Source organism: Pusillimonas sp., assembly GCF_044464525.1.
GTDB lineage: Bacteria > Pseudomonadota > Gammaproteobacteria > Burkholderiales > Burkholderiaceae_B > Pusillimonas.
Window position 1 is genome coordinate 1 of sequence record NZ_JBIQLE010000002.1, and the last position, 13,116, is coordinate 13,116.

Below are 13,116 nucleotides of genomic sequence, written 5' to 3' on the forward strand. Positions count from 1 at the left end.
GCAGTAGGTTTGGTCGGTTGGCGCGGCATGGTGGGTTCGGTCCTCATGCAGCGCATGCGCGACGAAAACGATTTCTCTCTTTTTGAACCCGTGTTCTTTTCCACCAGCAACGCCGGTGGCAAGGCCCCCGCTTGGGCCGAGGGCGCGGGCAATCTTCAAGATGCTTTCGATATAGAGGCCTTGAAGAAGCTGCCTGTCATCGTCACGGCTCAGGGCGGCGACTACACCACGGCCGTATATTCCAAGCTGCGGTCAGCAGGTTGGGACGGCATCTGGATCGATGCGGCAAGCACTTTGCGCATGTCCGACGACTCCATCATCGTGCTCGACCCGGTCAACCGGCCGGTCATCGATGCGGCCTTGCAACGCGGCGTCAAGAATTTCGTGGGCGGAAACTGCACGGTCAGCTGCATGCTGATGGGCTTGGCGGGGCTGTTCAACAACGACCTCATCGAGTGGATGAGCAGCATGACCTACCAGGCAGCCTCCGGCGGCGGCGCTCAGCATATGCGCGAGCTGCTCACGCAGTTCGGCCTTATCAACGAAGCGGTTCGCCCTTTGCTCGACGATCCGGCCTCGGCCATTTTAGAAATTGATCGCGGCGTACTGGCCAAGCAACACGATGCCGATCTGCCCCGGGATCACTTTGGCGTGCCCCTAGCCGGCAGTCTTATCCCCTGGATCGACAAAGATCTTGAAAACGGCGTGTCGCGCGAAGAATGGAAGGCCGAAGCCGAAACCAACAAGATTCTTGGTCGTGGCGAAGCCTTCGGTACGGCGCCCACGCCCATCGACGGTTTGTGTGTCCGTATCGGCGCAATGCGCTGCCACAGCCAGGCATTGACAATCAAGCTCAAGCGCGATGTTCCCCTGGACGAAATCTCGGATCTGCTGCGCGAAGGCTCGAAGTGGGCCAAGGTCGTGCCAAATGAGCGTGAGGCCACCATGCAGCAATTGACGCCGGTGGCGGTAACGGGTACTTTGGACATCCCCGTCGGACGCCTGCGCAAGATGTCCATGGGGTCCGAATATCTTAGCGCGTTTACGGTTGGCGACCAGTTGCTGTGGGGAGCCGCAGAGCCTCTGCGACGTATGCTGCGCATCACTTTGGGCGAACTATAAATATGGAGAAGTCTTGTTGTGCGGCCCCCGGCCTGCCGATAGTCCGGATTACGCCGGTAGCGCTCGCGCTGGCGGCAATGCTGGCGATGGGTTCGCCGGCCGACGCAGCAAGCATAGGCCATTCGCGCCTGGTGTCCGCACCAGGCCAGCCACTGCATATAAATGTGCCCATCCGGCAGCTTAGCGATGCCGAACAGCAGTCGTTGCGCGTGTCAGCCGCTCCGCTTGCCGCTTGGCAGCAAGCGGGCCTGACGCCGCCGGTCGAGCTCTCCAGCCTGCAAGTCAGCGTGGAAAAAGGCTTCAGCCCTGATTCCAGACTTGTCCAGGTGCGCTCCAACCAGTCTTTCAATGGGGTTGTCGCCGATCTGCTGCTTCAGATCACTACAGCGGCGGGCAGCCAGCAGCATCAAGTCAGTCTTCTCACCAGCGCGTCGAGCCCCGTGCCGGCAGTGGCCGGGCAAGCTGATGCCGGCGGCGCAAGCTTGTCCACTGGCGTTCCTGGGGCGCCCGCTCCGTCCGGTTCCATTCCGGTACGCCGGGGCGATACTCTTTTTGCGCTGGCACTGGCCAACGCCGTCGACGGCGTCTCGGTCTACCAGATGATGGTGGCCTTGCAAAAGGCCAACCCGCAAGCTTTCATCGACGGAAACATCAATCTGGTCAAGGCCGGCGCCACACTGTCCATACCCGATGCCGCTGCATTGAGGGCGGTATCCGATCGTGAGGCCAGACGCATATTCCAGCAGCACGCGCAAGCGTTTGCCGCATATCGTCAGGGCGTAGCCGGGCAGCGGGGTGAAGCTGTCACAGGCGGCTCCACCCAGAGCGGTACGGTGTCCAGCGCTCCCGCCACGGTCTCCGCCACGCCGGCGGCGGCACGCGGAGACCAAGTCGTCTTGTCCAGTGGTGGCGCTGACGACGCCCGGGACGACCAGCGCGATGCCACGCAACGCAATATCGCCGAATCTGAAACTCGTGTGTCGCAACTCGAGCGTAATGTGCAAAGCCTCAACCAGGCGCTGCAGATGCAGGGCGAAGCCGCAAAAGATGCCGTGCTTGAAGGCGCGGCCGCGGTCAGCCAGACGCTGTCCGAAGCCGCCACCAGCATTGGCATGGGTTCAGAAGAGCCCGCCGCTGCCGAGGGGGCGTCCGAGTCCGGGCAGGCGGGGGCCGAATCCTCCGGAGCATCAAGTGCAAACCGGCCCGGCGATTCCACGACAGTGACAGAATCAAGTCAGCGCGATGCCGGCCTTTCCGGGGCGCCGGATCCAAGCGCGCCCGGCGCTGAGCCGGGTCAGTCCGGCGGCGCGTTATCCAGCGGCACGGGCGCGTCAACAGACGGCGCCGGCGTCGCGTCGCCTGGTCAGAGCGGCCAGGCTGCTTCAGCCCAACAAGGTTCCAGCCCCGCCGGTTCAGACGGCGGCACGCAAGCCGGAAGCGCTGGCGCCGGCGGCCCTACGGGTATCGCGCAATCGGCGGGACCAAGCGGCACGGCGCAACCCGGGGCTTCCCCAGCGGCGGAAGAATCCACCCTTTCCAGTTCCAGCAAGGCAGAGCAACCGGTGTCCTGGCTACAGCAAAATCTATTGGGCGTCATTACGGCAATTTTGGCGCTGGTCGTACTTATCATCGCCTGGGTGTTGCGTCGCGCCAGCGCTTCGCGCGGCGGCGAAGGGCAGGGCGTGGTTACCGAGGCCATGGTGCAAGAACGCCTGGAAAAGATCGACCTCGACTTGTCCAGCTCGCCCAATGACGGGCGGCCACCGCATTCCGGCTAGGCAATCATGCCACGGGTGGCATTGGGGCTGGCCTACGACGGCCAGCCTTGGCAAGGATGGCAGACCCAGCCCAGCCGTTTAACCGTACAAGACACGCTCGAGTCGGCGCTTGCCGGGTTCTTGAACCAGCCCGCGTCCACCATATGTGCAGGCCGAACCGACACCGGGGTGCACGCGCTCGGGCAGGTGGTGCACCTCGATACCGATGTGCAGAGGCAAGCCGAGTCTTGGGTCAGGGGCTTGAACGCCATGCTGCCAAGCAGCGTGGCGGTGCAATGGGCCTGCCAGGTTGATGACGATTTCCATGCGCGGTTCTCTGCCGTGTCTCGTACTTATATATATCTTGTCCGCCAGGCCCGTGTGCGTTCGCCCTTGACGCATGGGCGAACCGGGTGGGTATACAGGCCGCTGTATCTTGAACCCATGCGTCGGGCCGCCGCCCGACTGGTTGGCGAACATGATTTCAGTGCGTTCAGGTCGTCGCAGTGTCAGGCGGCAAGCCCGGTGCGTACTTTGCATAGCCTTGAAGTCAGTCAGCAGGCCGATTGTTTCGTCTTCGCCTTCAAGGCCAATGCGTTCTTGCACCACATGGTACGTAACCTGATGGGCGCCTTGCTTTATATAGGGCAAGGCAGGCACGAGCCGGACTGGATAGATAGCTTGCTTGCCCAGCGCGACCGCCGACTTTCGGCGCCCACATTTTCGCCGGCGGGATTGTATCTGGCAGGGGTGGAGTACCCATTGCAATTCGGATTACCCTCGGCTGATTTGAACGAGCTTATGGCTACGCACTTTTTGCCGGTACCACCATCCGGCATTGGCCCACCGTAGTGCGGTTGTGCAGGCGGCGGGCTCAGAAGGCTAAAATGCCTGCTCGACCTCATTTTTTATCGTAAAGGTTTTTGTTGCATGCTACGAACCCGTGTCAAAATCTGCGGCATTACGCGTATTTCAGATGTCCACGCGGCCTGCGAGGCCGGTGCTGACGCGATCGGATTCGTGTTCTATTCCAAGAGTTCCAGATTGGTTACCATCGAGCAGGCTCGCACCCTGCGCCAGGCGACGCCGGCGTTTGTCAGTGTGGCCGTCTTGTTCGTCAATGCGCCCGAAGCCCTGGTGCATCAGGTGCTGGATGAGGTTCGGCCCGACATCCTGCAGTTTCATGGCGATGAAACAGCGCAGTATTGCACTGCATTTGGCCATCCCTACATGAAGGCCTTTCGGGTGGGCGGCCCCGGACTTGAAGATTCCAACTCTGTGCTTCAAGCCTGCCGCCGGCATCCGCAAGCGGCGGCATGGCTGTTCGACAGCTACAGCCCCGGCTATGGCGGAAGCGGGCTGACATTCGACATTGGTTTGCTTGATGAGGTGCGTGGCGCGAAAGACAGCCGACCGCTGGTGCTTGCCGGAGGGCTAAGGCCCGACAATGTCGCAGATGCAATTCAAACCGTACGTCCTTTTGCGCTTGACGTTTCCAGCGGCGTGGAAGAATCCGGCGGCGTTAAATCGGCCGACAAAATCGCTGCCTTCATGAGGACCGTTTACCGCACCTCGTTTTCCTGAGCGGGTAAGTGCGTCTTTGCCCAGCTGGTTCATCAGGGCCCGTCAATGATTTTCTGCGTGCTGTAGCGGCTCGCAGGCAAGGGTTGCAGAAAACCGCCAGGGCCCGCAATGGCGCGAACATAATCCAGGAAGAGCGCGGTGGCGTCCAGTCCGACGTCGACACGCTGATCTTCGTCCAGCTGTGCGAACGGCGTGTAGTGATCTTTACCGTCGGCGATGAAGTCGATGGTCGCCACCGAATAAACTCGGTCCGGATCGAATTGCACATGCCCATTGCCGGCGTCTAGAGTTTCCAGCCGTGTCAGGCGGTTATTCTGCGGGCTTGCGGCATCCAATTGCCAGCGCATGCCCGCCGCATAGGGAAACGCACCGGTACTGCGACCTGGGCCCAGGGCAGCCTCTATGGCGCTTTCCAGCGCCGCTTTCAACACGGACCCGGGCACTTTCAATTGCACAAGAGTGTTCTTGAACGGCAGTAGCGTGTGGATGTCCTTAACAGTAAGCGGGCCGGGCCGAAGGTCGATTCGCACGCCACCGGCATTGATCAAAGCCACATCGGCATCGAAATACTGCCGCGCCTGTTCAAGAAAGGCCTGGGCGACCAGTTGCTGTACATCGCCGCCATGCCGAGCGAGCCGGTCGTTGCCGCTACAGTCTGTGCCCTGACTCGAGGCGCTATTTCTGCCGGCCGCACCCGGAACACGCCGCGCGCACAAGGTATGGGCAACCTGGGCAACCACGGTTGAACCGAACTCGGATTTTTGTGCCTGATACGGAGCAAGAGCAGCTGTGGCATCTGCGTCGGGTGGTGTGATGCGTAATGCGTTCGAGCGTGCCACGTCGGCCATCACCGTGTGGATTTCAGCCGGGCTCAGAGGGGCGACCCCATTTTTAGCCCTGCGAAAATCGTCACCTATCAAAAGATGGGGCCGTCCTTCACACGACAGCAGGCGGCCCTTGTCGTCAAGGCGCAGCCTCAGCTCGCCCACGACATAGGCGTAATGGCCTGCCTGGGCCACGCAGACCGGGTTGCCGTCTAGGTCGGTGGCATGCGTTGGATAAGGGCCTATTGGAGCCAACCCATAATCCTGCAAGCTGGCGGGGCCCAGCAAGGTATGGGAGTCTCCGCCAATGATGGCGTCTACCCCTCGCAGGCGGCCGGCCAGCGCCAGGTCGTTCCGGTAACCGTAATGCGTTTGCAACACAATGATGTCAACGCCCTGGTTGGCCAAGGCATCGATCTGTGCCTGAGCGCTGGCGGCTTCATCCAGAAAATTCGTTCCCGGATCGGGACGCGAGGCGTTTTTAGTCTTGTCGGCCACCGTGATGCCCACCAAGCCGATGCGGCGACCGTCACGTTCAATTATTGCTGAAGGCTGTACGTAGCCGGGCGCCTTGCTCGGGTGCAGGGCGGAATCGGCGCCAAAACGGACATTGGCGCTAAGGACATGAGTTCGGCATTCGCCGCCGTGCAGTCGATCGATGAAATCCTTTAGCGCCGCATCGCCATGATCAAACTCGTGGTTGCCCAGCGTAAAGGTGTCAAAGCAGACCGTATTCATCAGATCGGCATCGGCCTGCCCCTTGGTCAAGGAATAATAAAGGTCGCCCGTGATGGCGTCGCCCGCATGCACCTTGATGACCGATCCCGTAGCCCGCGCCTCGAGCGTCTTCATGGCCGAAACAACTCGGGGAAAACCACCGGCGGCGACGAGCACCCGTTCCCGTTTCGCGCCGCCGGCATCCAGCATAAGAGGCACAGTCGTTTCATCCAGATGGGAATGATGGTCGTTGATGTGCAGCAATGTCAGCTCGTACTCGTCTTTGGCAACTTCATGCACGCTCTGCCGCATGTGAAGCTGTGGAGTCGAGCAGGCAGCCAGAGCGAAAAGCGTTGCGAAGCCCGCTGCACCGGAAAGACGAACGAAGAGTTGTTTAAAACCCGGATATTGGTGACAAGTGGAAGACATGGCGAGCGAGTGATTGTCGAGGCGTGACGACATCCTGACGTATCAGGCCATCTCCGTCAAATAGTCAGACGCCAAGGGTATTTGATACCCTCGCTGCCTGGGCAAAATCGATGCTGTAATGCAATATTCTTCGGCGGCAGGCGAAGCGCAGGCCGTAATGTCAAGGCTAAATAGAAATGTCCGCACCCCCATACCGGACATTCCCATGTTGCACCCACAAAGCGCAGGCCGTAATTGCAAAGCACCAGAAAATACGCTATAGTTTCGTTCTTTACAGGCGGTTAGCTCAGTTGGTTAGAGCGCTACGTTGACATCGTAGAGGTCGCTGGTTCGAATCCAGTACTGCCTACCAGTTTCAGTATCCGGCAATGCCCAACGTTGCCCAGATTGGCCGCCTTCCATAGGAAGCGCGGCCTTTTTGTTTACTGCCGTTGCCCAGGTTTAACCAGCGTCACCCAGAGAAAATGGGGGTGCACTTGGGGGTATGCTCCAATAGTTTGGGGGTATGGGCTCTGGGGCATGGCTGGGACAGTCACGCCGCTGACAGGTGCGCGCTGTCGACAGGCGCATCTTCTGGGGCTGGAACGCGCACCCAGCCTTCCATTAGGATGCGGGCGCTACGGCTCATGACTGCCTTGGTAACCGACCATCGGCCGTCTTGCAGGCGCACTTGCGCCCCGACGCGCAGGGTTCCGGAAGGGTGGCCGAACCGTACGGATTCAAGTTGTCCGCCGCCCGCGGCCTGATTTACAAGGGTGCCGGAGATCGCGGCCGCAGTGCCGATTGCGACGGCCGCCGTTCCCATCATGGCATGGTGCAGCTTGCCCATCGACAGGGCTCTTGCCAGAAGGTCGATGTCTGTCGTTGTTACCGCCTTGCCGCTTGATGCGGTGTAATTGGCGGGCGGGGAGACGAAAGCGATCTTTGGAGTGTGCTGGCGTTGCGCAGCCTGGTCCAGCTTACTAATCAGGCCCATTCGCAGTGCACCGTGCGAGCGCAGGGTTTCGAACATCTTCAGGGCTTTGGGGTCGTTATTGATATCGTCCTGAAGCTCGGCGCCTGTGTAGCCAAGCGCCGAAGCTTCGAGAAAAATAGTGGGTATTCCGGCGTTGATCAGGGTTGCCTTGAAGCGGCCCACGCCTGGAACATTCAACTCGTCCACCACATTGCCGGTCGGAAGCAGGGCTCCGGCGTCGTCATCCGCCGCCGGGTCCATGAATTCGAGCTGAATTTCAGCCGCCGGGAAGGTGACACCGTCCAGCTCGAAGTCGCCGGTTTCTTGTACGTTGCCGCCGCTCATGGGTACGTGCGCGACGATGGTCTTGGCGATGTTGGCCTGCCAGATGCGCACGGTGGCAATGCCGTCGGTGGGTGGCGTGGCGTTGATCAGGCCCATGGCGATGGCGCAAGGCCCCACCGCCGCGGACAGGTTGCCGCAGTTGCCGCTCCAGTCGATGAAGGGCTGATCGATGGAGACCTGGCCGAACAAGTAGTCGACATCATGGCTCGGCCGCTTGCTGCGCGACAGGATCACCACCTTGCTGGTGCTGGAGGTGGCGCCGCCCATGCCATCGGTATGCTTGCCGTAGGGGTCGGGACTGCCGATGACGCGCATGAGCAGGGCGTCGCGCGTCGGGCCGGCCACCTGCGCGGCGGCAGGCAGATCGTCCAGGCGGAAGAACACGCCCTTGCTCGTGCCGCCCCGCATGTAGGTGGCGGGAATCTTCACCTGGGGTGGGAAAGTCTTCATGTTTTCTTCCTTTCAGACTTCGACGTTGGCGTCGAGAAAGTCTTGGGCGAAGCGCTGCAGCACGCCGCCGGCATCGTAGATGGACTTTTCTTCGGCCGTATCCAGGCGGCACTTCACCGGCACTTCAACAGGGCCGCCGTTGCGGCGATGAATGATCAGGGTCAGCGTGGCGCCGGGGGTGGCTTCTCCGGTGACGTCATAGGTTTCGGTGCCGTCCAGCGCGAGCGTCTTGCGGTCGGTGCCGGGCAGGAATTCCAGCGGCAGCACGCCCATGCCCACCAGGTTGGTGCGGTGGATGCGTTCGAAACCCTCGGCCACGATGGCTTCCACGCCTGCCAGGCGCACGCCCTTGGCCGCCCAGTCGCGTGACGAACCTTGGCCGTAGTCGGCGCCGGCCACGATGATGAGCGGCTGGGTGCGGCCCATGTAGGTCTCGATCACTTCCCACATGCGCATCACCCTGCCTTCGGGTTCCAGCCGGGCCAGCGAACCTTGCTGGACCGCGCCGCCGACCACCGCCATCTCGTTGATGAGCTTGGGGTTGGCGAAGGTGGCGCGTTGCGCCGTAAGGTGGTCGCCGCGATGAGTGGCGTAGGAGTTGAAGTCCTCTTCAGGCAGGCCCATCTTCGCCAGGTATTCGCCGGCGGCGCTGTCGGGCAGGATGGCGTTGGACGGCGAGAGGTGGTCGGTGGTGATGTTGTCGCCCAGGATCGCCAGAGGACGCATGCCCTTGAGTCCGGGCTTGCCCGTCAGCGTGCCTTCCCAGTAGGGCGGGCGTCGGATGTAGGTGCTTTGCGGGCGCCAGTCGTAGAGCGGCGATGTTTTTTCACCCGACACCACGCCGGCGGTGAACATGGGCTCGTACACTTGGCGGAAGTGTTCCGGCTTGACGCTCGAGGCCACCAGGGCGTCGATTTCCTCGTCGGTGGGCCAGATGTCCTTGAGAGTCACCGGGCGACCCTGGGAGTCATGTCCCAGAACGTCCTTCTCGATGTCGAAGCGAATGGTGCCGGCGATGGCGTAGGCCACCACCAGCGGCGGCGAGGCCAGAAAGGCCTGCTTGGCATAGGGATGGATGCGGCCGTCGAAGTTGCGGTTGCCGGAGAGCACCGCCGTGGTGTACAGGTTGCGCTCAATGATTTCCCGCTGGATGCGCGGATCGAGCGCGCCGCTCATGCCGTTGCAGGTCGTGCAGGCGAAACCCACGATGCCGAAACCGAGCTTCTCCAGTTCGGGCAGCAGGCCGGCTTCTTCCAGATAGAGCTGCACCGCCTTGGAGCCGGGCGCCAACGATGTCTTGACCCAGGGCTTGCGAACAAGGCCTCGCGCATTGATGTTGCGCGCGATCAGGCCGGCGGCGATCACGTTGCGCGGGTTGCTGGTGTTGGTGCAACTGGTGATGGCTGCGATGATGACCGCGCCATCGGGCATCAGTCCGGTTTTGTTCTCGATCTTGCCGGTGATGCCGTGCCGGGCCAGCTCGGAGGTGGCGACGCGGCGGTGCGGGTTGGACGGGCCGGCGATGTTGCGCACGACGGAAGACAGGTCGAAGCGCAACACACGCTCGTAGCGGGCGGTGGCGAGGCTGTCGGCCCACAGGCCGGCCTCTTTGGCGTAGGTTTCAACCAGCTTCACTTGTTCGTCGTCGCGCCCGGTCAGGCGCAGATAGTCGATGGTCTGCCGGTCGATGTAGAACATGGCCGCCGTGGCGCCATATTCGGGGGTCATGTTGGAAATCGTGGCGCGGTCGCCAAGGGTGAGGCCGGCCACGCCTTCGCCGAAGAACTCCAGGTAGCTGGACACCACCTTGGCATTGCGCAGGAATTCGGTGATGGCCAGCACAAGGTCGGTGGCCGTCGTGCCGGCGACCAGTTTTCCGGTGAGTTCCACGCCGACGATGGCGGGCAGGCGCATCCACGAGGCGCGGCCCAGCATGACGCTTTCGGCTTCCAGGCCCCCGACGCCGATGGCGATCACGCCCAGGGCATCCACATGCGGTGTATGGCTGTCGGTGCCGACCAGGGTGTCCGGGAACGCGACGCCGTCGATGGCGTGTATCACCGGCGACATGCGTTCAAGGTTGATCTGGTGCATGATGCCGTTGCCCGGCGGGATGACGTCGACGTTGCGAAAGGCCTTTTTCGTCCAGTCGATGAAGTGGAAGCGGTCGTCGTTGCGGCGGTCCTCGATAGCGCGGTTCTTTTCGAAGGCGTCTTTCTCGAAGCCGGCATGCTCGACGGCCAGGGAGTGGTCCACGATGAGTTGGGTGGGCACCACGGGGTTGACCAGCGAGGGGTCGCCGCCCCTGGCGGCAATGGCGTCGCGCAGGCCGGCGAGATCGACCAGCGCGGTCTGGCCAAGGATGTCATGGCAGACCACGCGGGACGGATACCAGGGGAAATCGCGGTCGCGGCGGCGCTCGATGAGCTGGGTCAATGATTCAACGAGGATCGCAGGGTCGCAGCGGCGCACGAGGTTCTCGGCGTGCACACGCGAGGTGTAGGGCAGGGTGTCGTAAGCGCCAGGCCGGATGTCATCGACCGCCGCGCGGGCGTCGAAGTAGTCCAGGCCGCTGCCTGGCAGGGGTTTGCGGTAGGCGGTATTCATGTCTTGGTCGTATCGTCAGAGTGGTCGGCCCCCGCCCGTGCCGGCGGGGTCGTGTGCGGGAACATGCTCAACGCTCGTCCAGAGGCACGAATTTCCGGTCTTCCGGACCGACGTAGTTGGCCGTCGGGCGGATGATCTTGTTGTCGATGCGCTGCTCGATGATGTGGGCGGCCCAGCCCGCGGTGCGCGCAATGACGAAAAGCGGGGTGAACATGGCGGTGGGCACGCCCATCATGTGATAAGAAACGGCCGAGAACCAGTCCAGATTGGGAAACATCTTCTTGGCATCCCACATGGTGCTTTCGAGCCGCTCGGCGATTTCGTACATGGCGGTGTTGCCGGCTTGGCCGGAAAGTTGCTTCGCAACGCGCTTGATGACTTCGTTGCGCGGGTCTGAAATGGTGTAGACGGGGTGGCCGAAGCCGATGATCACTTCCTTGTTATCGACGCGCCTGCGGATGTCGGCTTCGGCCTCGTCCGGCGAGGCATAGCGCTTTTGCACCTGGAAGGCCACTTCATTGGCGCCTCCATGCTTGGGCCCGCGCAGCGCCCCGATGCCGCCGGCGATGGCCGAATACATGTCCGACCCGGTTCCTGCGATGACCCGGCATGTGAAGGTGGATGCATTGAACTCGTGCTCGGCATAAAGAATGAGCGAGGTGTGCATGGCCCGCACCCAGTCGCCGTCGGGCTTGGCGCCGTGCAGCAGGTGCAGAAAATGCTCGCCGATGCTGTCGCCGTCGCTAAGCACGTCGATCATGTGTCCGTTATGGCTGTAGTGATACCAGTACAACAGGGCCGAGCCCAGGCCTGCCATGATCCGGTCGGCGATGTCGCGGGCGTCGGGGATATTGTGGTCGTCCTTTTCGGGAAGCACGCAGCCCAGCGCCGAAACGTAGGTGCGCATGACGTCCATCGGATGGCACGAGGCGGGCAGGCTTTCGAGCACGTGCTGCACATGCAGCGGCAAGCCGCGCAGCCGGCGCAGCTTCTCTTTGTAGGCCTTGAGTTCCACGGCGGTGGGAAGATGGCCATGGATCAGCAAGTGCGCAACCTCTTCGAACTCGCAGGCCTCGGCGATGTCGAGGATGTCGTAGCCCCGGTAATGCAGGTCGTTGCCGCTGCGGCCAACGGTGCACAAGGCCGTATTGCCCGCCACTACTCCCGACAAGGCGACGGATTTCTTTGCTTTGGGGACGCCGGCTGCTGTGTCGGCCGCGGCTGAAGCGGGGCGATGGTCTGTTGTGGCCATGGAGATCTCCTTTATTCGGTATGCAAGGTTTATGGGTGAGCGTTCCCGGAGTTCTGCCGGAAGAGTTCATCCAGATGCCGTTCGAACGCGTGGTAGCCGATGCGGTCGTATAGTTCCTCGCGAGTCTGCATGGTGTCCAGGACATTACGTTGGTGGCCATCGCGCCGGATGGCTGTGTATACCGCCTCGGCCGCCTTGTTCATGGCTCTGAAAGCCGACAGCGGATATAGCACCATGCCTACCCCGGCGCTTTTTAGTTCTTCGACCGAAAACAGCGGGGTCTGCCCGAATTCGGTGATGTTGGCCAGCACGGGAACGGACAGCGCCTTGGTGAAAGCGGCATAGGTTTCCAGATCTTGGACCGCTTCGGCGAAGATCGCGTCGGCGCCCGCATCCACGCACGCCTGGGCGCGTTCGAGGGCGGCTTCCAGGCCTTCGGACGCCAGGGCGTCGGTTCGGGCGATAAGGTAGAAGGCGTCGTCGGTGCGGGCGTCGGCCGCCGCCTTGATCCGGTCGGCCATCTCTTGGATGCTGACGATCTCTTTGCCCGGGCGGTGTCCGCAACGCTTTGCGCCCACCTGGTCTTCGATATGGCAGGCGGCGGCGCCGAACTTGATCAGGCTTTTGATGGTGCGTGCGACATTGAAGGCCGATGGCCCGAACCCCGTGTCGATATCGACCAGCAACGGTAAATCGCAGACATCGGTGATTCGGCGCACGTCCACCAGGACGTCGTCGAGTGTGTTGATGCCAAGATCGGGCAGGCCCAGCGAGCCCGCGGCCACGCCGCCGCCGGAAAGATAAATGGCCCGATAGCCGGCGCGCTTGGCAAGCAAGGCGTGATTGGCGTTGACGGCGCCGATGATTTGCAGGGGCTTTTCGTCGGTCAGCGCGGCGCGAAACGATCCGCCGGGGCTAAGAGTGGTGCTGTTGTTCAAGGACATGGCTTCTCGTGGCAAGTGGTGGGTGATGGTTGGCCCGTCAAGAAATCGATCAGCGAGCCATTAGATACTAAATAAGATATCAAGCAAACTCCATGCCAATTTAATAAAATGTAATGGTTATTTCTTAAGC

General features: G+C 61.8%; 9 protein-coding genes and 1 tRNA gene. 5 read left to right on the forward strand and 5 right to left on the reverse strand.

Features of this window, described 5'->3' with window-relative positions; translation table 11 throughout:
• From asd to ACIY1O_RS01270, 4 genes are all read left to right on the forward strand, one after another.
• On the forward strand, nt 1-1,122 hold a 1,122-nt coding region (gene asd, locus ACIY1O_RS01255), incomplete at its 5' end, for an aspartate-semialdehyde dehydrogenase (RefSeq protein WP_397473255.1).
• Between the two features lie 2 nt (nt 1,123-1,124).
• Complete coding sequence (locus ACIY1O_RS01260; protein WP_397473256.1) at nt 1,125-2,900, forward strand: type IV pilus assembly protein FimV; 1,776 nt, start codon at nt 1,125-1,127, stop codon at nt 2,898-2,900.
• A gap of 6 nt (nt 2,901-2,906) precedes the next feature.
• Nucleotides 2,907-3,731, forward strand: a complete 825-nt coding sequence (gene truA / locus ACIY1O_RS01265) for a tRNA pseudouridine(38-40) synthase TruA (protein WP_397473257.1) — start codon at nt 2,907-2,909, stop codon at nt 3,729-3,731.
• A 78-nt stretch (nt 3,732-3,809) separates the two neighbouring features.
• The gene (locus ACIY1O_RS01270) at nt 3,810-4,463 is read left to right on the forward strand and encodes a phosphoribosylanthranilate isomerase (RefSeq protein ID WP_397473258.1); all 654 of its coding nucleotides are present in this window, start codon (nt 3,810-3,812) and stop codon (nt 4,461-4,463) included.
• A 32-nt stretch (nt 4,464-4,495) separates the two neighbouring features.
• On the opposite strand, the gene ACIY1O_RS01275 is transcribed toward ACIY1O_RS01270, so the two are convergent.
• On the reverse strand, nt 4,496-6,316 hold the full coding sequence (locus tag ACIY1O_RS01275; RefSeq protein ID WP_397473259.1) for a bifunctional metallophosphatase/5'-nucleotidase: 1,821 nt from the start codon (nt 6,314-6,316) through the stop codon (nt 4,496-4,498).
• A 392-nt stretch (nt 6,317-6,708) separates the two neighbouring features.
• Between ACIY1O_RS01275 and ACIY1O_RS01280 the strand changes: the two genes are divergently transcribed.
• A tRNA-Val gene (locus ACIY1O_RS01280) sits at nt 6,709-6,785 on the forward strand.
• Nucleotides 6,786-6,965: 180 nt separating this feature from the next.
• Here the strand turns inward: ACIY1O_RS01280 and prpF are convergent.
• The 4 genes from prpF to prpB form a co-directional block, all read right to left on the reverse strand.
• The gene (gene prpF, locus ACIY1O_RS01285) at nt 6,966-8,183 is read right to left on the reverse strand and encodes a 2-methylaconitate cis-trans isomerase PrpF (RefSeq protein WP_397473260.1); all 1,218 of its coding nucleotides are present in this window, start codon (nt 8,181-8,183) and stop codon (nt 6,966-6,968) included.
• A 12-nt stretch (nt 8,184-8,195) separates the two neighbouring features.
• Complete coding sequence (acnD, locus tag ACIY1O_RS01290) at nt 8,196-10,790, reverse strand: Fe/S-dependent 2-methylisocitrate dehydratase AcnD (protein ID WP_397473261.1); 2,595 nt, start codon at nt 10,788-10,790, stop codon at nt 8,196-8,198.
• Nucleotides 10,791-10,857: 67 nt separating this feature from the next.
• Nucleotides 10,858-12,042 (reverse strand): bifunctional 2-methylcitrate synthase/citrate synthase, encoded by a 1,185-nt coding sequence (gene prpC / locus ACIY1O_RS01295; protein ID WP_397473262.1) that lies wholly within the window; start codon nt 12,040-12,042, stop codon nt 10,858-10,860.
• A gap of 29 nt (nt 12,043-12,071) precedes the next feature.
• The gene (gene prpB, locus ACIY1O_RS01300; protein WP_397473263.1) at nt 12,072-12,986 is read right to left on the reverse strand and encodes a methylisocitrate lyase; all 915 of its coding nucleotides are present in this window, start codon (nt 12,984-12,986) and stop codon (nt 12,072-12,074) included.
• Between the last annotated feature and the right edge of the window lie 130 nt (nt 12,987-13,116).